The organism is Arthrobacter sp. B0316-1-20 (assembly GCF_059091865.1).
In genome coordinates, this window is sequence record NZ_JBNHHC010000011.1 from 38,532 (window position 1) to 60,499 (window position 21,968).

The window sequence follows — 21,968 nt, forward strand, 5'->3', positions numbered from 1 at the left end:
GGCCCGGACCGCGGCGCGGGGCTACGCTTACGGGCGATGACTGCATTGCACGACTTGACGGCCGTTGCCCAGCGCGACGCCGTGGCCCGCGGCGAGGTGTCGGCGCGGGAACTGACCGACCATTACCTGCGCCGGATCGATGCCCTGAATCCGCGGCTCGGCGCCTTCATTACGGTCTGTGCCGACCAGGCGCTCAAGCAGGCGCGTGCCGCGGACGACCACCAGGCCCGCGGCGGAACACTGGGCCGGCTGCACGGGCTCCCGCTGGCGTACAAGGACCTCAGCGATGTGGTCGGTCTTCCAACCACGCACGGCAGCGCCGCACTGGATCACCGGCCGGCGCTGGCAAACCACCCGCTGGTCGATGTCCTCGAATCCGCCGGCAGCATCACCCTGGGCAAGACCCAGGTACCGGAGTTCGGCCTGACCTCCTACAGCGAGAACCGCGTGGCGCCTCCGGCCCGCAACCCGCTGGATCCTGCGCTGAGCCCGGGCGGCTCCTCCGGCGGTAGCGCTGCCGCCGTCGCCGCGGGCATGCTGCCGTTCGCACCGGGCTCGGATGGCGGCGGCTCGGTGCGGATCCCCGCGGCCGCCACCGGGCTGGTGGGGCTCAAACCTGGACGCGGCCGGCTGCCCGCCGGCACCACCGGCGACGATGCCGGCCAGCTGGTGGTGGCAGGCCCTTTGGCCCGCACCGCAGCCGACGCGGGCCTGCTCATGGATGCCATGGCCGACGAACCACTGGCCCGGGCAGCCTCCGGCGGGGAACCGGATTTCCTCGGTGCCGCGCTCCGGGCCGAAGGCCGCTTCCGGATCGGCGTGAGCACCGACTCGCCGTTCGAGTCCGCCTACCCGCTCTGGCTGGAACCGGAAGCGCGCCAGGCGCTTGAGACGGCCATGGAGTTGCTCCAGGGGCTGGGTCACGATCTGGCGGACGCTGAGATCCGCTACGACAACCGCTACCCGGATGCCTTCGCCACGGTATGGACCTCCGGCCTGGCCCGGCTGGAACTGGAGGCCGGGCGCGAACATCAGCTCATGCCGCTCACCCGGGCCTTCCGGCGCCGGGCCGCGAAGCGCAAGCCCGAGGTGCTGGCGGAAGCTTTGTCCGTGCTGGCACGCTTCCAGGAGAACACCCGGGCGCAGTTCGGCCGCTACGACCTGATGCTCACTCCGGCGCTGGCCCAGACGCCGCGGCCGGTGGGCTGGTACACCTCCGCCGGCGCGGACGTGGACTACATGCGCCAATGCCAGTATTCGCCCTTCACGTCGCTGGTCAACGTGTGCGGCCTGCCCGCCGTTGCGGTGCCGGTCAGCACCACCGAGGAGGGCTTGTCCATGGGGGTCCAGCTGATTGGCCGGCCGGGCTCCGAGGCCGCGTTGCTGGCCGTTGCCGCCCAGCTGGAGAACGTGCGCTGACTCGCCGCAGAACCCTGCGCTGACCTGCGGAAATGCTGTAGCACCCGCGCCCCCGAGGGGCAAGGATATGACAACGCGTGTCGCTAAATGTCAGAATTGAACACCGTGAGCAATACCGTGCAGTCCGGGAATCCGCAGCCGGAACAAGCAATTAAGTCCAGCCAAACCGGCAAAACCTTCTTCGGGCATCCACGGATGCTGGCCAATCTTTTCTCCGTAGAACTCTGGGAGCGTTTCTCCTTCTACGGCATGCAGGGCATCCTGCTCTACTACATGTACTACTCGGTCGCCGAGGGCGGCCTGGGCATCGACGAAGGCATCGCCACCGGCCTGGTGGGCGCCTACGGCGGCGGCGTCTACCTCTCCTCCATCCTGGGCGCGTGGGTAGCCGACCGCATTCTGGGTTCCGAAAAGGTCCTCTTCTACACCGGCATCATGGTGATGCTGGGGCACATCGCGCTGGCCGTGCTTCCGGGCGGCGTCGGCTTGGCCGTCGGCCTGATCCTGGTGGCCATCGGCTCCGGCGGGCTGAAGGCCACCGCCAGCTCGCTGGTCGGTTCGCTGTACAGCCTGAAGGACGACCGCCGCGATGCCGGTTTCTCCATTTTCTACATGGGCGTGAACATCGGCGGCCTGTTCGGCCCGCTGCTCACCGGCCTGGCCCAGGTGCAGCTTGGCTTCCACTACGGCTTCGGCCTGGCCGCGCTGGGCATGGCGATCGGCCTGACCCAGTACGCGCTGACTCGCAAGAACCTCCCCGAGGCCTCGCACCACGTGGCCAATCCGCTGCCGCGCAGCAACTACGGCAAGGTCGTTGCCGTGGCCGTGGCCGCCGTCGTCGTTATGGTGCTGCTGGTGGCCTTCGGCTTGGTCACCGCTGAGAACCTTGCCCCGATCATGGCCTGGCTGGCGATCATTGCCGCCGTCGTGTACTTCGTGGTGATCCTTTCCAGCAAGCGGGTGGACGGCGTGGAGCGCAAGCGGGTGTACGCCTTCATCCCGCTGTTCATCGCGTCCGCCGCGTTCTGGGCGCTGTTCCAGCAGCAGTTCACCGTGGTGGCGCTGTATGCGGACAAGCAGCTGGACCGCTCGCTGGGCGGCTGGGAAATGCCGGCCAGCTGGGTGCAGTCCATCAACCCGGTGTTCATCATCATCTTCGCCGGCATCTTCGCCGCCGTGTGGACCAAGCTCGGCCCCAAGCAGCCCAGCTCGCCGATGAAGTTCGCCCTGGGCCTGGTGGTCATGGGCCTGGCGTTCCTGGCCTTCATTCCGCTGGCCGGCGGCGGCGCCAACTCCACCCCGCTGCTGGCGATGGTTGGCATCCTGTTCCTGTTCACCATGGCGGAACTGTTCCTCTCCCCCACCGGGTCCTCGGTCTCCACCAAGCTCGCCCCGAAGGCCTTCCAGACCCAGATGGTGGCGCTGTTCCTGCTTTCCATCTCGCTGGGCACCACACTGGCCGGCATCCTGGCCGGCTACTACGACCCGACGAATGAGGCCCCGTACTTCGGCTTCATCGGCGTGGTGGCGATCATCCTGGGTATCGGCCTGGCCGCGGCCGTGCCATCGCTGAAGAAGCTGATGGGTGGCATCCGCTAACACCGGATCATCACCACGACGGCGATGCCCGGGTGAGGATTGGCTCCTCACCCGGGCATCGCCGTCGTTCTCGGTGAATTTCGCGGCTATATGCTGCCGAGGACGCCGATGAAGAGCAGCAGGCACCAGATGCCGGTCACCGCATAACCCATGATCAATCCGGCCAGCGCGAGGCTGCGGCCGGCCGGTTCCTTGCCGAGGGCAATGTGGCCAAAGACGATGGCCAGGATCTGCGGGACGAACATGACGCCGAACGTCACCACGGAGACGATGCCCAGCACCAGCGCCGCAATGCTCAGGCCCTTCGGCTGAGCCTGCGGCGTGTAGTACATCGGCTGGTTGTAGTCAGGGCCGCCGTATGGCTGCTGGCCGGTATACGGCTGGGCGTCGGGGCCGGGCTGGTAGGCGTACGGATGGGGCGCATCGGGCAGCGACGGCGGCTGCGGCAGGGCCTGGCCGGCGTTCGGATCCGTGTACCAGCCCGGGTGCTTCGGATCGTTGAAAGGCGGCCTGTTCTCCGTGCCGGACATGCTCTGGATTCCCCCTGGGTTGTAGTTTTGCTGCTTCGCGCAGCCGCGGTGCGGGTGCCCTACCAGTCTAGGCGGGGCCCCGAATGTGCGGCTATCGCGGCGGATCCGCCGGAAAGCGCTACGGATCCTTGGGTTTTTTGGCATGCTTGATTCATGGCAAACCGTGCGGGCACCGTGGCCCTCCCCAGCGACCTTGTAGACCTGACCGCGCTGCGGGACGCCTACTTCGACATCAAGCCGGATCCGGCCGACCCGGCCCAGCGCGTGGCCTTCGGCACCTCCGGGCACCGCGGTTCCAGCCTGAAGGCCTCCTTCAACGAGGACCACATCGCCGCCATCACCCAGGCGATAGTGGAGTACCGCGCCGGCCAAGGGATCGCGGGCCCGCTGTTCGTCGGCAAGGACCCGCACTCGCTCTCTGATCCGGCCCAGGACACAGCCCTTGAGGTATTGGCCGGTAACGGCGTCACGGTACTGGTCGATTCCCGCACCGGCTGGACCCCGACGCCGGCTATCAGCCACGCCATCCTGACCCACAACGCCGCCCATCCCGACGCGCAGGGCGACGGGATCGTGATCACACCCTCGCATAATCCGCCCGGCGACGGTGGCTTCAAGTACAACCCGCCGCACGGCGGGCCCGCGGACTCGGATGCCACCGGCTGGATCGCCGCGCGCGCCAATGAGCTGCTGGAAGCAGGCCTGCGCGGGGTGAAGCGGATGACGCTGGGGCAGGCGCAGTTCTCCGGCGCGGTGGGGACCTACGATTTCCTGGGCGCGTACGTGGACGATCTGCCGCAGGTGCTGGATCTGGACGCCATTCGCGCCGCCGGCGTGCGGATCGGCGCGGACCCGATGGGCGGTGCTTCGGTGGATTACTGGGGCGCCATCGCCGAGCGGCACCGGCTGGACCTGACCGTCGTCAACCCGACGGTAGACCCGCAGTGGGCGTTCATGACGCTGGACTGGGACGAGAAGATCCGGATGGACTGCTCGTCGCCGTCGGCCATGGCCTCGCTGATCAACGCGGTGCGCGGCGGCGGCGCCGCCTTTGACGTTGCCACCGGGAACGACGCCGATGCGGACCGGCACGGGATTGTCACCCCTGACGCCGGGCTGATGAACCCGAACCACTACCTTGCCGTGGCCATCGACTACCTCTACACACACCGGCCGGATTGGCCGGCGGGGGCAGCGGTGGGCAAGACGCTGGTGTCCTCCTCAATGATCGACCGGGTGGCGGCCGGCCTGGGCCGGCGGCTGGTTGAGGTGCCAGTGGGCTTCAAATGGTTTGTGCCGGGGCTGCTCTCCGGCGAGGGCGTCTTCGGCGGCGAGGAATCTGCCGGGGCCTCTTTTGTCCGCTTCGACGGCAAGCCGTGGTCCACGGACAAGGACGGCATCCTGCTCGCACTGCTGGCTTCCGAGATCGCCGCAGTCACGGGTAAATCGCCGTCCGAACTCTACGGCGGGCTGACCGCGAAGTTCGGGTCGCCGTCGTACGCGCGCATCGACGCCGCCGCGACCCGGGAGCAGAAGGCCGCGCTGGCCAAACTCTCCGCGTCCGACGTGGCCGCGACGGAGCTGGCCGGCGAGCCGATCACCGCCAAGCTGACCGAAGCGCCGGGCAACGGCGCCGCCATCGGCGGGCTCAAGGTCACCACCGAAAACGCCTGGTTCGCGGCGCGGCCCTCCGGCACGGAGGACGTGTACAAGATCTATGCCGAATCCTTCCGCGGGCCGGACCATCTGGTGCAGGTGCAGGCCGAGGCCAAAGCGATTGTGGACGCCGTCATCGCCTGAGGGCGCTTGCAGGGTCACGGAGTTGCCGCGTCTTTGACTCGTCACGGCGGCGCGGCGCGGCTGCTGGAGCGGTAGGATGTCCTGCGGATATTTCCACTGACTCCCCCGACTCTTAAGAGGCCCACCATGAGCACGCCCGTGAAGTCATCCCCGTTCCGCTGGACGTTGCACGGCGACGGCAAGAACATTTCCGCGGGCACAGTGGTGGGGCCGCAGGAGCGGCTGACCTGGCCGCGCACCATCGGGATCGGCGCCCAGCACGTGGTCGCAATGTTCGGCGCCACCTTCCTGGTCCCGCTGTTGACCGGCTTCCCGCCGTCCACCACCTTGCTCTTCTCCGGTGTGGGCACCCTGCTGTTCCTGATCATCACGGCGGGGAGGGTCCCCAGCTACCTGGGCTCCAGCTTTGCGTTCATTGCCCCGATCAGCGCGGCGATGAACCAGCACGGCATGGGCGGAGCGCTCGGCGGCCTGATCATGGCCGGCGCCGTGCTCTTCCTGGTCGGCCTCATCGTGCACAGGGCCGGCACGCATTGGATCCACGTAGTGATGCCGCCGGTAGTGACCGGTGCCATCGTGGCGCTGATCGGCCTCAATCTGGCGCCAACGGCCAAGCGAAACTTCGACGAAGCACCCGTGACCGCACTGATCACGGTGGTGGCGATCCTGCTGGTGACCGTGTTGTTCCGCGGACTGCTCGGGCGGCTGTCCATCCTGATCGGCGTGCTGGTCGGTTATGTGGTGGCCGTCCTGCGGGGGGAAGTAGACTTTTCGGCCATCAGCCACGCCGACTGGTTAGGGCTGCCTGATTTCCACGCCCCGGAGTTCCATATCTCCGTGATCGGCCTGTTCGTTCCCGTGGTGCTGGTGCTGGTGGCAGAGAACATCGGCCATGTGAAGTCGGTATCGGCGATGACCGGACAGGATCTTGACCCGGTGACCGGCCGCGCACTGATGGCCGACGGCCTGGCCACCGTGCTGGCTGGCAGCGGCGGCGGCTCCGGCACCACCACCTACGCCGAAAACATCGGCGTGATGGCAGCCTCCAAGGTCTACTCCACCGCCGCTTACTGGGTGGCCGGCATCGTCGCCATCCTGCTCAGCCTGCTCCCGAAGTTCGGCGCCGCGATCGCCACGGTTCCGGTCGGGGTCCTGGGCGGTGCCGGCGTGGTGCTCTACGGCATGATCGGAATCCTCGGCGTGCGGATCTGGGTTCAGAACCGGGTGAACTTCGCCAACCCGATCAACCTGGCAGTGGCCGGCGTTTCACTGGTGGTCGGCATTGCCAACTTCACCTGGACGGTTGGCGAACTGACGTTCGAAGGGATTGCGCTGGGCACCGCGGCCGCACTGATCATCTTCCACGGCATGAGCGCGGTGGCCCGTTGGCGGGGCACCGAACCGGTGGACGCTGCCGAAGACGAGGGTGTCAAACCGTCCAAGCTCGGCTGACCGCCCGGGTCCCTGCTCGGCGGACACCTTCGGCCATGCCGCGCGGCCAACTCCTGGCGCTGACATGCCCCCGCATCCTTTGGACCTAGACCGCGGGGTGGCCCACCGCTAGCGTTGCAGGCATCCTCGGGGTATCAGCCCCGGATACGTCCGCAAGGAGGAAGCATGGCCAACCACGTTTACAACGTCACGGAGATTGTCGGAACGTCGCCGGATGGGATCGACGCCGCCGTCTCCAACGCCATAGCCGAAGCATCCAAGACGTTGCGAAATCTCGACTGGTTCGAGGTGAAATCCGTCCGCGGCCACCTCAACGAGGGCAAGGTCGCTGACTGGCAGGTGACCATCAAGCTCGGCTTCCGGCACGAAAGCTAACCGCGGGCCTCGACAAGGGCTTCCGGCTGCCACCGTGTAAGATCCCGCTCTTTCGTTGCGGCGCCGGCTGTCCCATGGCCGGCGGGGGTGCACCGTCACCGGAACGCTTTCGTACCCACGGATGATGGGATGGACGCGCCGCACAAATTCTCCCGCCGGCTCGAAGGTCTCGACGCGGGCCATGAGCCGGAGGGGATGACGACGTCATAGTCGACGTCGTCGGTGGTTACACGGAAGAAGCCCTGAATCGGTGACTCGAGCCGGATAAATTCCTCAAACCCGCTGGAATTGAGTTCCGGATGCCGCTAGAGGTCATCCAGACGTCAGGGCGCTCGGCGAAGTGGGCGAGCAGCCTCGACTGCGCGTTGACGCTGGTGTCCCTACCCGCAACCAGATAGCCGTTCGTCAGCCAGACGCCGTCTTGGTGATCGATTGTGCCTCGGGGAGGCCTATCAAGTCCGCGACGACGCTGGCCGGAAACTGCTGGGCGATCTCGGTGACCGCGTCGAAAGTGCCCTTTTCGACCACCTCGCCGACGAGCTGGTCGGCCTGGGCGAAGATCCTCCTCCCGAAGCGCAGCAATGGCGCGCGAGACGTCTTGGCGGAAGCACGGAACGCAAAATTTTGTGCATCTCGGGGTCTGACTTGGTCGCGTTCCTGACGTCACGCGGACTGCCGACGTAAGCGGGAGCCAAGCCGAGGCCCCGGACGCGCGGAAAAGTCGCACAACATTATGTCCATTCTGTTGACTATGTAGTCACCTGTGTGCCACGCTGTCGTCCAACCGCTGGCGGCCCCCCGCCCGGCGAACCAGACCAGGGAACCTTTTGTCGCGACGTTGCGGCATCCCGCCGCCCCTCGCACCACGGATCTCACGCTCCACGCGAGGGCGCAGCCGGATTCGCGACGAGCCGCATCGTCGAGGAGGACGGACATGCCGAGCGCATCCGGCGCACCACCAACAGGCATCGACATCTTCGACCCAACGGGCGATCCGTCGCTCTTGCGGGAGCTGCGGGCCACGGGTCCTGCGGTATACGTTGAAGAGCACGGCTTCTGGGTGCTCACGCGCTACGAAGAAGTACGGGCGGCGGCCATCGATTGGAAAACTTACTCTTCGGCGGAGGGCGTGGCCCTGTTGGACGCGTCCAATGACGCCATCCGCGGGGCGATCATTGCCACCGACCCGCCAGAGCACGACGTGATCCGCGGGGTGCTGGCTTCGCAAACGTCCCCGCGCGCCATTGCCAAGTTGCGCCACCGGATTGCCAGCGAAATAGATGCCATCACCGAAGAAGTGGTCGGCCGAGGCGCTTTCGACGGTGTGGTGGATTTGGCCCGGGCCATTCCCGCCCGCATTGTCGGCGACCTGATCGGGATTCCGGACCAGCCCCGGGACCACTTGTTCGCAGGCTCGGACGCGGTTAACCGTACTTTTGGCCCGGCCGATGCCCGTCTGGAAGCCGACATGCCGACCGTCTTCTCGTTCCTTGACTGGATCGCGTCGATATCAAACCGCTCGAGCCTCCGGCCGGGCAGCTGGGGTGCGGCAGTTCTTGACGCAGTCGATGCGGGTGTCCTCACCGAGCACAGTGCGCAGCTTCAACTGAATGCTTTGTTGGTTGCCGGCCTGGACACGACCGCCAACGCCCTGGGCGCCCTGCTCCGCGTCATGGCCGAAGAGCCGCGCCTCTGGGATGCCCTGAAAGCGGATCCATCCTTAAGTGCTCCCCTGTTCGAGGAGACCTTGCGGATGTGGTCACCCGTGCGGGGATTCTTCAGGCTCACTACGCGCGACGTGCAGGTCGGCCAGGCCTCCATCCCGGCAGGCTCGCGTGTGTTCCTCCACTTCCAGAGTGCCAACCGGGATGAGCGGCATTTTGCCGATCCCGACGTCTTCGACATATCGCGCAACCCCGTCGACCATCTGTCGTTCGGCTATGGCGTGCACGGGTGCGTCGGCCAGGCCGTGGCGCGAATGGAAGCGCAAAGCGTCATCGCCTCGTTGCTGCGGCGCGTCGATAGGTTCGAGCTCACTGGCACCCCCGAGCAGCGTGAACACCCACTGATCAACGGCCTGGCGCATCTGCCGCTTCAGGCGCACTTGATTTCATGAGTGCGCCGTCCAGTCATCCCCTTGGGGAGAAAAGAAAAGAGGGAATGAAAACCATGAAGAAACGAATCACCAACCTGCTGCGCGGGCTGGTCGTGGCTACGGCCGCGGTCTCGCTCGCAGCTTGCGGCGCCGGTTCGGATGCGGCACCGGCCGCGTCCGGTCCGGCCGAAGAACTTTCACCCGCGGCACAGGCAGCCCAAGAGATCGTCGACACCATTTCGCAGCCCGTGGGGGAGTTCACCGCCCCCGGACCTGCGCTCGAAAACACCAGCGACCTGTCGGGCAAGACGGTCTACTACGTCGCTGCAACCTTGTCGGTGCCCATGTTCACCGTCATCGCCGACGCGCTGGAGGAGGCACTCGGGGAGGCCGGCGTGTCCCTCCAAGTGTGCGATGGCAAGGCCAACCCCCAGTCCATCGCTACGTGCATCGACCAGGCCGTCCAAGCTGACGCTGGGGCCGTGATTTCCGGATCCGTTCCCTACGAACTCGCCAGCGTGGCGTTTGACTCGGTCACCAAGGCAGGCATCCCCCTGCTGTACACCCAGGTTGCTCCGGCCGGGCCGGGCGACCCGAAGCAGGTAGGCTACCTGTCGCCGGACAACATCGAAATGCAGGCCTGGATGGCCAACTGGGTCATTGCCGACTCCAACGCCAAGGCGGATGTCCTTGCGGTAGGCCTGTCCGACACCCCGGCGACCAAGCTGTGGATGGAGCAGGGTGCACTCGCGACCTACAAGGAGAAGTGCGCCGACTGCAAGGTGACTTTCCAGGAGATCAACACCGGGCAGATGGACAAGCTGCCGAGCCAGATCAGCAGCGCCTTGGTGGCCAATCCCGGCATCACCCATATCCATGCCTTGGCGGACAGCCTGGTGCAGCCGATCCAGCAGGGTCTGCAGTCGGCAGGCATCAGCCCGGATGACATCAAGGTGATCAGCATGGAGGGTTCGCTCGCAGTCATGCAGCTGCTGGCGGACGGCCGCTTCATGAACGCTGAAGTGGGCACCAACCTGCAGGCGTTGGGATGGTATTCCGCTGACCAAACGCTGCGGATGATGAGCGGCCAGCCCAGCGTGCAGAACCTGAAGTTCCCCTACCGCATGTTGTTCAATCAGGAAGCCACCAAGGAGCTGACACTGACGCCGGAGGCCGAAGCCTCGGGCGAATGGTACGGCGACGCTTCCTTCCGCGAGGGCTTCACCAAGCTCTGGGGACTGGACTGACCAATCCGATGGGCGGCGGTTGTCGCAGTTCCGACTAACACCGCCCGACTGATGGCGGGTGTCCTGCAGGTACGAAAGTGCTGCGGGGCACCCGCCATTTTCGCGTTATCTTCGAAGCAACGCGGGCCGAGCTGCCATGGACGCGCCCCGGCTCCGTCGCGAGCGACAAGGTTGGCGGCCCTTCTCAGTCCGCTGCCCGCACAGTTAGCGGCCCACGGCCGGTCCGGTGTCCCACAGGCGGTCCGGGCATCCCGCAGCCGGTCCGGCGTTTCGCAGGATGACCCGGGCAGCAGGACCCTTAAATGCCGCGGCCTGCCCCTACCGGGCAGGCCGCGGCTTCCGCGTCTACGAGAGGAGTCAGCCGCGGACCCTGCGCTGCAGGAGGAACGAAATGGTGACGGCTGCGACTAGGGCAACACCGAAGAAGACTTCGGTGACCCAGCCGGTGAGCCGGAGCAACTGCAGGCCGAACACACCGGTGAGCAGGAAGTACGCAGCAATCAACGTACCCAGCGGATTGAACCGACCAGGAACAACCGCGACAGTACCCAAGAAGACGGCCGCAAACGTGGGCATCAGCATCGTCGTCGCTGTGCCGGGATTGAAGCCGCCAAGGCCGGTGGAAATGACCACACCCGCAAAACCACAGAGCAATGCGGAGGACAGATAGGCTCCGGTGCGGACCCGGGAGACGGACACACCCGCGAGCCGGGCCACCGAGCGGTTGGCGCCAACGAACAACATGTGTCGGCCCAGCGGTGTCGCGCTCATCACATAGGTGACCGCCACCGCCAGCACCAGGCCGTACCAGAACACCAAGGGGAGGCCGAGGAACCGGCCCAGCGCCAGGCCCGACAGTGCCGGGTCCATCCCGCTGACCGTCGTCTCCCCCGACAAAAGGAACGCGAGTCCGCCGGCCACGCTGGAGACGCCGAGGGTCACCACGACGGAGTTGATTCCCACACCGACAATCAGCCCGGCATTGATGGCCCCGAAGGCCAAAGCGACGACGAGGGCGGCCAAGGCCGCGAGCGGATACGGCCAGCCGTACAGCACCACCAGGGCGGGGACGGTGACTGCCGCGATTCCGAAGATCCCCGCGAAGGACAAGTCGAACTCGCCCACCGCCATGGTGATGACGACGGCCAGGCCCAAAAAGATCAGGGGTGTTTGCTGTCCTAGGACCGCCCGCAGCGCACTCACGACGCTGACGTCGCCGGGCACCGCGATGATGAGCACGATGATCATCAGCAGCCAGAGCAACACCAGGCTGTAGCGCTGCAGCACAATGGCCCAGAACCTGCGGAGCCGGGCGGGTTCCGGTCGGGCTTGGACTGGCGTAGTCGTTGTGGCACTCACTCGAGTCCTCCATCGTTAGCGCCGAATACTGCGGCGAGAATGTCTTTAGCTGTAAACGGGCGAACCAACTCCACGGCCATTTCCCCCTCGTTCAGTACAAGGACGCGGTCGCACACGGACACCAGGTCGTCCGGTTCGCTGCTGCACAGGACGACGGCGGCGCCGTCGACGGCCGCTTGCCTGGTGGCACGCAACACCGAGCCGCGCGCGCCAACGTCTACCGCCTGCGTCGGGTCATCCAGTACTAGAAGGCTTGGTCCGCCCAGCAGCCACTTGCCCATCAGTACCTTTTGCTGGTTGCCGCCGCTGAGGGTGGCAACCACTGCGCGCGGATCATGAGGGCGCACGTCGAAGCCGGCAAGAACAGCGTTTGTTTCGGACCGCTGCCACCGTCCACCCGACCACCAGGGACTCCCCTTCATCTTGAGATGCGGGATGGTCACGTTCTCCTCGACGGTGAGCTCGGTCGCGAGGCCCTCACCGTGACGGTCCTGCGGGATGTAGGCGATGCCCGCGCGCAAGGCAGTCGACGGGGAAGATGAACCCAGATCGAGCGTCTTTCCATCGACCACTGCCTGCCCCTGGCCGCGGATGGCACCACCGATCAGGGGGGCCAGGCTGGACAGACCGGAGTCGACAGTGCCAGTGAAGCCGACCACCTCGCCGCGCCTTACCTGGGCGCTCACGTCCCGGATACGTCCGCCGCTGATGTTTCGCAATTCAACACCGCCGTCACCGACTGTGGCGGACATCGAACTCGCGTAATCGTCAAGCTCGCCATTGTGGCCCAAAACCAGGCGGGTGAGCGCTGCCTCGTCGAGTTCAGCCGTTGGCACGCCCATCTCCACCACGTTGCCGTTGCGCAGAGCCGAGACCCGGTCGGCGATCCGCAGCACTTCCCTGAGGTCGTGGCTGACGATCAGCACGGCGGTACCTTGGTCTGCGAGCAGCCGGATCATTCCGTAGAAGTCGTCTAGTGCCTCGTGCGGAATGGCGCGGGACGACTCGTCGAAGACAACTACGCCGCTGCCAGGTGTGCGCTCTTGGAGCGCACGTGCAACGGCGACGGCGACGCGTTGGCTCGGCTTGAGCGTGGCGACCTTAGCATGCGGATCTATCTGGACGCCTAGGAAGTCGAAGGCTTCCTGTACTGCCTGAGTATCCCGGGCCTTATCGATCCAACCCGTGAACGGCCGGGTCGCATGCCGCCCAACGCGGACGTTCTCACTCACGCTGAGGTCGTTCACTAGGCCAAGGTCCTGATGCACAAAGGCAAGGCCTTCCTCATGCAGCCCACCGGGGTTAACCGGAGTGCCGATGCGGTGACCGTCGACAAAAACTTCCCCGCCTGGGTCTGCGCGGTAGACGCCGCTGATGAGCTTGATGAGCGTCGATTTTCCGGAACCGTTCTGGCCAACGAGCGCGTGCACCTCTCCCGGCTCGATGACCAGATGGGCGTCGTTGAGGACGGTTACTCCCGCGAACGTTTTCGACAACCCGCGCACTTCGAGTCGTGCTGGTAGCCCGCCCGTCGTCATGCGAGCCGGAGGGCTGCCACGGGGCAAACTCGGACGGCAGCCTTAGCTGCTTCGAGGTTTGCAGCGTCAACGTCTTCAACGTCTACGACCAGTTCCCCCTCGTCATCGAGGTGCATCAGCTGAGGGGCTGCCTCTTCACACAGCCCATGCCCCTCGCACCGGGGCCAGTCAACAACGATCTTCATCTTGAGCCTCCTCGCGGCCGCGCTGCCGCACCGTTCCACCGCAGCCAGACGGCTGTGTGATCCTGCTTACACTCAGAATACACACTGTCGTGTGAAAACTCACAGAGTAAAGCCATGCTGCGGAGACGACTTGGAAACGACCTCTGAGGTGTTCTTGTATCGTCAACATCCACCACGTGCTTGAAACGGGTTCAGGCACGACTACCGCAGGGAGCAGCGATGGATGCAGGAATACTCTGGCCGATCAAGACGAGCCTGACGGCCTACATCGAGTCCCTCGACGACGGCAATATCGAGGTCACCGAACCCGCAGCCAGGCGTCCGGAGGGTTTCTGGTTTCCCCTGCGGGATACCGGAGCCACGACCGAACCGGGCTGCAGCATGGCATTCGCCGGCTCCGTCCGGTTGACCGGCCACTGGGGCATGCTCGACGTCGAGTTCCGGGACCCCCGCCTGGACTTCGATGATGCTGGCGCAGTCCTGCTTGTCCGCGAACGCGGGGGCGTCAGGCAGGACCGGTTCGTGGCCATCGCCCGCCTGACCCGCCAACCTGAAACAGTGGCAGCCGCAGCCGATTTCTCGGCGGCTCTCACCGGCGAAGGCGCCTTCCTGCTCGGCGGGCAGTACCCAGCAGGAACGACACTGAGCCCGTTGCGACTGAACCTCACACCACCCAATTCCCGACCGCTGTGAATGCACGCCCCGCATGCGTCCAATTCAAAACATTCATTTGTCTTATGCGAGCTGACACCGTTGGATAGCCATAGTGGTGCCGGACACATGGAGTCAGCTGACTCCGTCCGGCCCACGGCCCAATGCCCGAACCCCGCAGAAGCGCGTGCCGCTGCCTGCGGCCCTTACAGATGCGAGGTGCCACGGAATGGTTGCAGTGCAGCAGACGTCCGACATCGACCTTTGGTCCGACGAAGTATTGCTCGATCCCCACCCGGCCTTCACGGAACTCCGCGAACAGGCAGCAGCCGTCCGGCTGGAAAAGAACGACGTGTGGGTATTGACCCGATACCAGGAGATCCGTGAAGCCCTCGGCAACTGGGAGGCCTTCTCGTCGACGGCGGTGGCGTTCAATCCGGACATGAACGGCGCCTTGGTCGGCACCAGCTTGGCCACGGATCCGCCAAAGCACGAGGCTCTGCGGAGCGCCCTCACAGAGAACCTCACCCCCCGCGCACTGCGCAAGCTGAAGGCCAGCATCGACCAGAAGGCCGATGATCTGGTGGCCGGCGTGGTGGAACGGGGCTCGTTCGACGCCATTAGCGACCTCGCCCGCGAACTGCCGCTTCAGGTAGTGCTGGACCTCATTGGTGTGCAGGGCGACGTCCGCAACAAGATCCTTGACTGGGGGGCTGCGGCCTTCAATGTGCTCGGTCCGATGAACGAACGTACCGCACAGAACTTCCCGCTGGCCGGGGAACTGTTCCACTGGGCCACCACGCTTCAGCGCGAGGAACTCGTTGAGGGCAGCATGGGCCGGGCCATTTTCGACGCCGGGCACCGCGGCGAGATTCCCGCTGCGAACTGCGGCAAGATCGTGCACCAATACGTGGCAGCCGGCCTGGATACGACCATCGCCTCGATCGGCAACGCCATCGCAGCCTTCGGCGCTAACCCCGACCAATATGAACTGCTCCGGCAGGACGCCTCGCTCATTCCGGCTGCTTTCAACGAAACGCTCCGCTATGAGGCGCTGATGCACGCCCAAGGCCGCGGCACCACGCGGGACGTCGACGTCGACGGCACCATCATCCCGGCTGGCTCCCAGGTTGCCCTCCTCTTCTACGCCGGCAACCGGGACCCCCGCCATTACGAGGACCCCGACACCTTCCGGGTGGAACGCAACCCAATTGACCACCTGTCTTTCGGCTACGGGATCCACGGCTGTGCCGGACAGGGCTTGGCCCGGCTCGAGGCCTACGCTGTGCTGGACGCACTCCGCCGCCGGGTCAAGTCGTTCACTGTCGGCGAGGGCGTGCGGAAGATCAACAACTCCAGCCGCGGTCTGGACAGCCTGCCCGTGCTTGAGGTGGTTCCCGCCTGAGCCGTCCCGGCCGCATCTGATCCTTCGCGAACATCTCCACGCACATGGTCACGCCCGCACCCTCAGTCAGGCATTGCAGCCGGCCAGGGTGCGGGCGTCTCTTTGCCCGCCGGGCCTCTGGGGGAAAGGTTATATGATGGAATCCTAAAGTAGTGAACTCCTGAAGGAACCTTGTGGACCGTTTTCCCGCCGCCGATGCCCCGTTGTATGAAGTCAAAGCGAATCTGTTCAAAGGACTTTCGCACCCGGTAAGGATCCGGGTGCTGGAACTGCTCGCGGATTCCCCTGAAGTGACCGTGACGGAACTGATGCACGGCACGAACCAGGAAGCGTCGAATCTGTCCCAGCATCTGGCGGTGCTGCGGCGGCACAACCTGGTGCTGGCACAGCGGCGCGGCGTGCAGGTCTTCTACCGCTTGGCCTATCCGCAAGTGGCCGACCTGCTGACCGTTGCACGCAGCCTGCTGCAGCAGCTCCTGCACACCGCCACGCAGCAGCTCGCCGGCTTCAGCCCGCCGGCCGGCGAGGCTTCCCCGTCGACGGCAGGAGCCGCCGCCGAAGAGGCGTCGTTACGGTGAAGGCCTTGAAGGGAGCCGCTGCGCTGCTGCCCGGCGCCGCCGATTACACCCAGCTTCCGCGCACGTGGAAAAACGACCTCATGGCCGGGATTACCGTCGGCATCGTTGCCCTGCCGCTGGCCCTGGCCTTCGGCGTTAGTTCAGGCGCGGGCGCTGCCTCCGGTCTGATCACCGCCATCATTGCCGGCATTGTCGCCGCTGTTTTCGGCGGCTCCAACATCCAGGTGTCCGGTCCTACCGGAGCCATGGTGGTTGTGCTGGCGCCGGTCATCGCCAGCCATGGCCTAGCCTCGCTGGCCGTGGTGACCTTGATGGCCGGGCTCTTGGTGCTCGTCGCCGGAGTGCTGAAGCTGGGCCGCGCGGTCAGTTTTATCCCGTGGCCGGTGATCGAGGGCTTCACGCTGGGCATCGCCGTCATCATTTTTCTGCAGCAGGTACCGGCTGCATTCGGGACCGCGCCGGGCCCGAGCACGAACGCGGCAGTCTCCGCAGTCCAAGCCCTGGGCACCGCGTCCCTGGCCGACATGTTCTGGCCCGTGGTCCTCGTGCTGATCGTGGCTGCCATCATGCTGGGGGCACCAAAAATTCATCCGCAACTGCCCGGATCCATCATCGGCATCATCGTCGCCACCCTGGTGGCCCAGCTGGCCGGGCTGGATGTCGCCAGGATCGGCGCCCTGCCCAGTGCGCTGCCGGCCCCGTCCCTGCCGGACATCGATGTGGCCGTGGTTGCCGCGCTGGCCGGACCAGCCGTGACCATCGCGGCACTGGCTGCCATCGAATCTCTGCTCTCAGCCAGAGTGGCGGCGTCCATCTCCGACACCGGGCCCTACGACGCGGACCGGGAGCTGGTGGGGCAGGGCCTGGCCTCGCTGGCCTCCGGCTTCTTCGGCGGCATGCCGGCCACCGGAGCCATCGCCCGCACAGCCGTCAACCTCCGGGCCGGCGCACGCACCCGTGCCTCCGCCGTCGTGCATTCGCTGGTGTTGCTGGCGGTGGTCTATTTTGCCACCGGGCCGGTCTCCCAGATCCCGCTGGCCGCACTGTCCGGGGTCCTGATGGTGACCGCCTTCCGGATGGTCTCGCTCAGCACCTTGCGCAGCGTGCTGGGCTCCACCCGCGCCGACTCCACCGTCTTCATTGTCACCGCGATCATCACCGTGTCCTTCGACCTGATCCAGGCTGTGGTCATCGGAATCGTCGTAGCGGCGTTCTTCGCGCTCCGCTCACTGGTCAATTCCAGCGGCGTGCACCGGGAGGAAATCCCCGGCCCGGCCCAGGACGGCGACGAACAGATCGCCGTGTTCCGGCTGGACGGCGCCCTCTTCTTCGGTGTGGCGGACCGCGTATTGGAACGCGCCAGCGCTATCCGCAACGTGCAGGTGGTGATCATTCGGATGTCCCAGCTGCAGATCCTCGACGCCACCGGGGCGAAGGTCATTGCCGACCTGGTCACGGAGCTGGAGCGCCGGGGCATCACCGTGCTCATCAAGGGGATCCAGGATCGGCACCTGCAGTTGGCCCGCCGGGTGGGCGTCCTGGAGTCGCTGCGGCACCACAAGCACCTGTTCGGGGAGCTGGACGCTGCGGTGGAGCATGCCCGCAGCCATGTCCGGCGCAACCGCGAGGCGCAACAGCTCTAGCTAGGCCGTCTCCGGCCTGCCATCGGCCGCGGCGCGGAAGGCGAACACCGTGGCTGCGATGGTCAGAGCCATGGCGATGATGCCGCACGGATTGCACAATGCGGTAGACATCCCGAGGGCGGATGGACCGGCCAACAGCGACATGATGGACGTGCCGTCTCCGGCACCGCCGCCGAAGTCCGGGACAGTGAATCCAAAGGCGATCGCAGACAGCCAGGCGAGTGCCGGCGCCACGACGGCCCGGACCGGAAGCTGCACACCCCGGCGGGCCGCCTCGGCCAGCTTCATGCCGGTGAGCAATAGCAGTACCAACAGCACCGGCCCCAGGCTGATGCCCAGCCACAGCACCATCTGCCCGCCGATCCCGAACAGCATCCGCCCGGCCACCACCCAGAGCGGCACCAGCACCGCCATCGGAAGGGCCAGCCAGAGTACCAGGGACGGAAGGAAGCGTTCACGGACAGCTGCGGAGGACGGGACAAAGGTACTGCTCATGCCCTCATGATAGGTCTGGCCCCGGGCTTAGGCCCCTTCGAGGGCGTGCTGCGTGGCCAACGCGACATAGCGCGCGGCGTGGGCCATCGCCTGCTCCTCGCTGCGGGCCGCCTCGACCAAGCTGGCGGCCGCGTGCACGCCGTGTTCGGCCAGCTGGTCGGGCGACAAGCTGATTTGACCGGCAACGACGACGGCGGCGACTCCCCGTTCGTGTGCGCGTCCGGCCACCGCCAACGGCACCTTGCCAAACTCCGATTGCCGGTCCAAGGAACCCTCACCGGTCAGCACAAGGTCCGCATCGGCCAGGGCGGCGTCCAGCCCCACCAGGTCTGCGACGACCTCGAAACCCCGCTCCACGCCGGCGTCGGCCAGCGCGATGAATCCGGACGGGAATCCACCAGCCGCCCCGGCGCCGGCCACGTTCACATCGCGGCCGGTTGCCTGCAGCAGCAGCTGCGCCCAGCGCTGCAATGCCTCGTCGAGCAGCCGGCGCGAAACCGCATCGGCTCCCTTCTGTTCAGCGAAGACGTGCGCGGCGCCGTCCGGGCCGTAGAGGGGGTTCGACACGTCGGCCGCTATCCGGATGGACGCCTCCGCCAAGCGCGGGTCCAGACCGGTGGCATCCAGCAGCTCGGCCGTTGCCAGGGCCGCACCGCCGAGCAGGACTTCGGCCCCGCCGTCGTTGTAAATGCTCAGCCCGAGGGCGCGCAGCGCGCCGGACCCGCCATCGGTCATAGCCGAGCCGCCAACGCCCAGCACGATTTCGGTGGCGCCGGCGTTCAGCGCCGCCTCGATCAACTGGCCGCTGCCATAGGAATGGGCCGCCAGGGCCGACTGCACGCTGGGTTCGGTCAGCAGCAACCCGGAGGCGCGCGCCGTCTCGATCACGGCGGTCTTGCGATCCGGCCGTTCCAGCATCGCCCAGGACGCCGTCACTTCACGGTCCAACGGCCCGACCACGCGGTCCTTGTGCTCCACCGCACCGGCGGCGAGAGCGGTCTCCAAGGTGCCTTCGCCGCCGTCGGCCATCGGTAGCAGCTGGACGTGGGCATCCGGATAGACCCGCAGCACCCCGTCGGCCATCGCGCTGGCAGCTTCGGCGGCCGAGAGCGTTCCCTTGAACTTGTCCGGTGCAATCAAAACCTTCATGGTGACTCCCTCTGCATTGAATCCCGCTGCGGCCAGCCGCCGCGTTCGGCCATGACCTCGGCCAGAATGTCGGCACGGTCGGAGACCAATCCGTCCACACCGAGGGCCAGCAGCCGCAGCATCTCGGCGCGGTCGTTGATGGTCCATACGTGCACTGGGAGGCCGGCGCGGTGGCAGCGCCGTACAAATCCCTGTGTGAGCACCGTAAACCGGCCGTACTTTACGGGCACCTGCACGACATGCACCCGAAGCAGCCGAGCCAGCATCTTGGCCAAACCGACGTAGCCCAGAAGATAAATTCCTGCGGTGGCATATACACCGCCGGAGCCCGCGACCGGGCGGCTGAGCCCCCGTAAGACCCGGAAGCGGCGGCGGTCCGAGAACGAGGTCACCAGCACGCGGTCATGCGCCCGGTAGGCTTCGATCAGCCGGGCCAGCTCGTCCGCCGCAGCCATGTCCTTGACATCCACGTTGAGGCATACATCCGGCCACGCGGTCAGCAGCTCCTCGAACGTGGGGATCGGCTCCCCTGAGATCCGCACCTGCGCCAGCTGTCCGGCCGTGTGTGCGGCCAGTTCGCCGCGGCCGTCGGTGGTGCGTTCCAGCGTCGGATCATGGAACGCCATCAGCACGCCGTCCCGGGTGGCCCGGACGTCGGTTTCCAGGTAGCGGTAGCCCAATTCGACGGCGGCGCGGAAGGCAGCCATCGAGTTCTCCTGTCCGGCCAAGGAAAAGCCACGGTGGGACAGGGCCAGCGGACGGTTCCGCCCGGAACCGGGAAACGTAGGATTGAGGTACGGGCTGGTACTGCTCACATCCGGTACTCTACCGGCCCGCCCACCGATGCCGACCAGGAGGAACCCATGCGCATTGCCCTTGTGCAGGCCGCCGGGCTGCACGGCGATGGCGCAGCGGTGCGCTGTCAGCGCTGGTTGGAACAGGCGGCCGGTTTGGGCGCCCAGCTGCTGGTGCTCCCCGCCGGATTCCCGCCGCACTTCCGGCGCGAGCTGGGCAGGCTAGCTGCGCGACACGGAGTTGCCGCTGTGGCCGGCACAGGCACCGGAACCGGCGCTGGAACCGAACTCTGGCTGCTGGACGCCGCCGGCGAGCTCCAGGCCTGCACTGACTCTGCCGCGGTGGTGCCGCTGACCGGGCGGCTGATCTGCCTGGCGACCGAGGACGACGCCGGTGCGGCCGTGTCGGGCGCGGCCCACGCGCCCCGCCGAACGATTTCCGATGAGGGCGCCCAACTGCTGGTACTGCCCGGCGGGAGCGCGGGCCGGGACGGCTGGTTCCGGGCGCTGGCTCGCCGCGGCAAACCTGCACCGGCCGTGGCGTGGAACGGTCCGGGCCGCAGCTTCATTGCTGCGCCGGGCACAGGTGTCTCCGCCGAAGCCGGCCTGTTCGAAGAGTTGATTTTCGCCGACGTGGACTTGTCCGCGAGGCAACGGACCGTGGGCCCCAGCTGGTTTGCCCGCCGGTATCTCTCCGAAGGTCGCCAAGCCCGGCCGCAAGCCGCGGCAACCGGAGCGGGCCGCGGCTCCTGAGCCCCGAAACAGGCGGTGGTCGGCTCAGCATGGGTCGGCTCAGGCGGTAGCCAACGGTCCGCGCGGCGTTTGCTCTCGGCCGGCCAAGCGTTCCTCGATCACCTGGGCGACGCCGTCGTCATTGAAAGCCGGGGCGCGGAACGGGGCCGCTTCCAGTGCCCTCCGATGTCCGGAGGCCATGGCGTAGCCCGCCCCAGCCCACTGCAGCATCTCGATGTCGTTCGGCATGTCGCCGAAGGCCACCACGTCCTGGGCGTCGATGCCCAGCGACTCCGCGTACTCGGCCAGGGTGACCGCCTTGTTGAGCCCCGGCCGCGCCATTTCCAGCAGCGGGTTGCCCGGCGCCGAATGCGTCACCGCCGCCAGATGGCCCACTGCCGGACCAACCTCTGCGAGGAAGTCGTCCGGATCGAGGTCCGTGCCGCGGGCCAGCAGTTTCACCACAGCATCGGTGCGGCGCAGACTGTCCGGCAGCAGTTTGGGCACGATGCCGTCCAGCAGCTCGACCGAGCCGGGTTGGATAAAGCCCGGTTCAAGTTGAAAGCCCTCGGTGGTTTCCGCCGCGAAGGTCACGGACGGATGCAGGTGCAGGATGATTTGGCGCACCTCGAGGATGTTCTGGTACGGCAGCGCCTGCGCCGAGAGAACCTGGCCGGACACCAGGTCATAGACCACGGCGCCATTGGAGCAGATCACCCTGCCGCGGTGGCCGATCTGCTCAGCCAGCGGGGTGAGCCAACGCGGCGGCCGGCCGGTGACAAAGACGATTTCGACCCCGGCGGCCGCGGCACTGCGGAATGCACGGACGGTGCGGGGGCTGATCTTCCCGTCCCGGCCGATGATGGTTCCGTCCAAGTCGCTGGCAATAAGGCGCATTGCACCAGTCTAGGGATGAACCTGC

The 21,968-nt window shown here is 66.5% G+C and carries 21 protein-coding genes; 12 read left to right on the plus strand and 9 right to left on the minus strand.

Annotation, left to right across the window (positions count from 1 at the left end; genetic code table 11):
• Positions 1 to 36: 36 nt before the first annotated feature.
• Together AC5RW2_RS18765 and AC5RW2_RS18770 are read left to right on the plus strand one after the other, a co-directional pair.
• Entirely contained in the window at positions 37 to 1,419 is a 1,383-nt protein-coding gene (locus tag AC5RW2_RS18765; protein ID WP_493951785.1) for an amidase, read from the plus strand.
• Between the two features lie 195 nt (positions 1,420 to 1,614).
• The gene (locus AC5RW2_RS18770) at positions 1,615 to 3,018 is read left to right on the plus strand and encodes a peptide MFS transporter (protein WP_493963801.1); all 1,404 of its coding nucleotides are present in this window, start codon (positions 1,615 to 1,617) and stop codon (positions 3,016 to 3,018) included.
• An 86-nt stretch (positions 3,019 to 3,104) separates the two neighbouring features.
• Here AC5RW2_RS18770 and AC5RW2_RS18775 read toward each other — a convergent pair whose 3' ends face one another.
• Positions 3,105 to 3,548: a DUF4190 domain-containing protein gene (locus AC5RW2_RS18775; protein WP_493963574.1), complete on the minus strand. Its 444-nt coding sequence runs from the start codon at positions 3,546 to 3,548 to the stop codon at positions 3,105 to 3,107.
• A gap of 153 nt (positions 3,549 to 3,701) precedes the next feature.
• Between AC5RW2_RS18775 and pgm the strand changes: the two genes are divergently transcribed.
• The 3 genes from pgm to AC5RW2_RS18790 all read left to right on the plus strand — a co-directional run bounded on the left by pgm (position 3,702) and on the right by AC5RW2_RS18790 (position 7,175).
• Positions 3,702 to 5,348, plus strand: a complete 1,647-nt coding sequence (pgm, locus tag AC5RW2_RS18780; RefSeq protein WP_493963575.1) for a phosphoglucomutase (alpha-D-glucose-1,6-bisphosphate-dependent) — start codon at positions 3,702 to 3,704, stop codon at positions 5,346 to 5,348.
• Between the two features lie 126 nt (positions 5,349 to 5,474).
• Complete coding sequence (locus tag AC5RW2_RS18785; RefSeq protein ID WP_493963576.1) at positions 5,475 to 6,800, plus strand: uracil-xanthine permease family protein; 1,326 nt, start codon at positions 5,475 to 5,477, stop codon at positions 6,798 to 6,800.
• Positions 6,801 to 6,965: 165 nt separating this feature from the next.
• A complete protein-coding gene (locus AC5RW2_RS18790; RefSeq protein ID WP_493963577.1) occupies positions 6,966 to 7,175 on the plus strand; it encodes a dodecin in 210 nt (69 codons plus the stop codon).
• A gap of 405 nt (positions 7,176 to 7,580) precedes the next feature.
• Here AC5RW2_RS18790 and AC5RW2_RS18795 read toward each other — a convergent pair whose 3' ends face one another.
• Positions 7,581 to 7,757: a hypothetical protein gene (locus AC5RW2_RS18795; RefSeq protein WP_493963578.1), complete on the minus strand. Its 177-nt coding sequence runs from the start codon at positions 7,755 to 7,757 to the stop codon at positions 7,581 to 7,583.
• A gap of 352 nt (positions 7,758 to 8,109) precedes the next feature.
• On the opposite strand from AC5RW2_RS18795, the gene AC5RW2_RS18800 reads away from it, so the two are divergent.
• Together AC5RW2_RS18800 and AC5RW2_RS18805 are read left to right on the plus strand one after the other, a co-directional pair.
• Entirely contained in the window at positions 8,110 to 9,291 is a 1,182-nt protein-coding gene (locus AC5RW2_RS18800) for a cytochrome P450 (protein ID WP_493963579.1), read from the plus strand.
• Positions 9,292 to 9,344: 53 nt separating this feature from the next.
• The gene (locus tag AC5RW2_RS18805; RefSeq protein ID WP_493963580.1) at positions 9,345 to 10,517 is read left to right on the plus strand and encodes a sugar ABC transporter substrate-binding protein; all 1,173 of its coding nucleotides are present in this window, start codon (positions 9,345 to 9,347) and stop codon (positions 10,515 to 10,517) included.
• Positions 10,518 to 10,874: 357 nt separating this feature from the next.
• On the opposite strand, the gene AC5RW2_RS18810 is transcribed toward AC5RW2_RS18805, so the two are convergent.
• The 3 genes from AC5RW2_RS18810 to AC5RW2_RS18820 are packed head-to-tail and all read right to left on the minus strand — an operon-like array spanning position 10,875 to position 13,599.
• Entirely contained in the window at positions 10,875 to 11,876 is a 1,002-nt protein-coding gene (locus tag AC5RW2_RS18810; protein WP_493963581.1) for an ABC transporter permease, read from the minus strand.
• On the minus strand, positions 11,873 to 13,414 hold the full coding sequence (locus AC5RW2_RS18815) for a sugar ABC transporter ATP-binding protein (protein WP_494074337.1): 1,542 nt from the start codon (positions 13,412 to 13,414) through the stop codon (positions 11,873 to 11,875). The genes AC5RW2_RS18810 and AC5RW2_RS18815 overlap by 4 nt, the downstream gene beginning before the upstream one ends.
• Positions 13,411 to 13,599, minus strand: coding sequence for a ferredoxin (locus AC5RW2_RS18820; protein ID WP_127513154.1), 189 nt, complete (start codon positions 13,597 to 13,599; stop codon positions 13,411 to 13,413). The genes AC5RW2_RS18815 and AC5RW2_RS18820 overlap by 4 nt, the downstream gene beginning before the upstream one ends.
• A gap of 219 nt (positions 13,600 to 13,818) precedes the next feature.
• On the opposite strand from AC5RW2_RS18820, the gene AC5RW2_RS18825 reads away from it, so the two are divergent.
• The 4 genes from AC5RW2_RS18825 to AC5RW2_RS18840 all read left to right on the plus strand — a co-directional run bounded on the left by AC5RW2_RS18825 (position 13,819) and on the right by AC5RW2_RS18840 (position 17,876).
• The gene (locus AC5RW2_RS18825; RefSeq protein WP_493963583.1) at positions 13,819 to 14,292 is read left to right on the plus strand and encodes an HtaA domain-containing protein; all 474 of its coding nucleotides are present in this window, start codon (positions 13,819 to 13,821) and stop codon (positions 14,290 to 14,292) included.
• A 187-nt stretch (positions 14,293 to 14,479) separates the two neighbouring features.
• On the plus strand, positions 14,480 to 15,655 hold the full coding sequence (locus tag AC5RW2_RS18830; RefSeq protein WP_493963584.1) for a cytochrome P450: 1,176 nt from the start codon (positions 14,480 to 14,482) through the stop codon (positions 15,653 to 15,655).
• A 173-nt stretch (positions 15,656 to 15,828) separates the two neighbouring features.
• Entirely contained in the window at positions 15,829 to 16,233 is a 405-nt protein-coding gene (locus tag AC5RW2_RS18835; protein WP_493963585.1) for an ArsR/SmtB family transcription factor, read from the plus strand.
• Complete coding sequence (locus AC5RW2_RS18840) at positions 16,230 to 17,876, plus strand: SulP family inorganic anion transporter (RefSeq protein WP_493963586.1); 1,647 nt, start codon at positions 16,230 to 16,232, stop codon at positions 17,874 to 17,876. The genes AC5RW2_RS18835 and AC5RW2_RS18840 overlap by 4 nt, the downstream gene beginning before the upstream one ends.
• Here AC5RW2_RS18840 and AC5RW2_RS18845 read toward each other — a convergent pair whose 3' ends face one another.
• From AC5RW2_RS18845 to AC5RW2_RS18855, 3 genes are read right to left on the minus strand one after another with little or no spacing between them, the layout of a single operon-like run.
• Positions 17,877 to 18,371: a hypothetical protein gene (locus AC5RW2_RS18845; RefSeq protein ID WP_493963587.1), complete on the minus strand. Its 495-nt coding sequence runs from the start codon at positions 18,369 to 18,371 to the stop codon at positions 17,877 to 17,879.
• A gap of 27 nt (positions 18,372 to 18,398) precedes the next feature.
• Positions 18,399 to 19,520, minus strand: a complete 1,122-nt coding sequence (locus AC5RW2_RS18850) for a glycerate kinase (protein ID WP_493963588.1) — start codon at positions 19,518 to 19,520, stop codon at positions 18,399 to 18,401.
• A complete protein-coding gene (locus AC5RW2_RS18855) occupies positions 19,517 to 20,335 on the minus strand; it encodes a glycerophosphodiester phosphodiesterase family protein (RefSeq protein WP_493963589.1) in 819 nt (272 codons plus the stop codon). The genes AC5RW2_RS18850 and AC5RW2_RS18855 overlap by 4 nt, the downstream gene beginning before the upstream one ends.
• 48 nt (positions 20,336 to 20,383) lie before the next feature.
• Here AC5RW2_RS18855 and AC5RW2_RS18860 point away from each other — a divergent pair, with 48 nt between their 5' ends.
• Positions 20,384 to 21,067 carry a hypothetical protein gene (locus tag AC5RW2_RS18860; protein ID WP_493963590.1) on the plus strand — a complete coding sequence of 228 codons (684 nt, stop codon included), beginning with the start codon at positions 20,384 to 20,386 and terminating at the stop codon, positions 21,065 to 21,067.
• Positions 21,068 to 21,106: 39 nt separating this feature from the next.
• On the opposite strand, the gene AC5RW2_RS18865 is transcribed toward AC5RW2_RS18860, so the two are convergent.
• Positions 21,107 to 21,943 carry an HAD family hydrolase gene (locus tag AC5RW2_RS18865; protein WP_493951770.1) on the minus strand — a complete coding sequence of 279 codons (837 nt, stop codon included), beginning with the start codon at positions 21,941 to 21,943 and terminating at the stop codon, positions 21,107 to 21,109.
• Positions 21,944 to 21,968 lie beyond the last annotated feature (25 nt).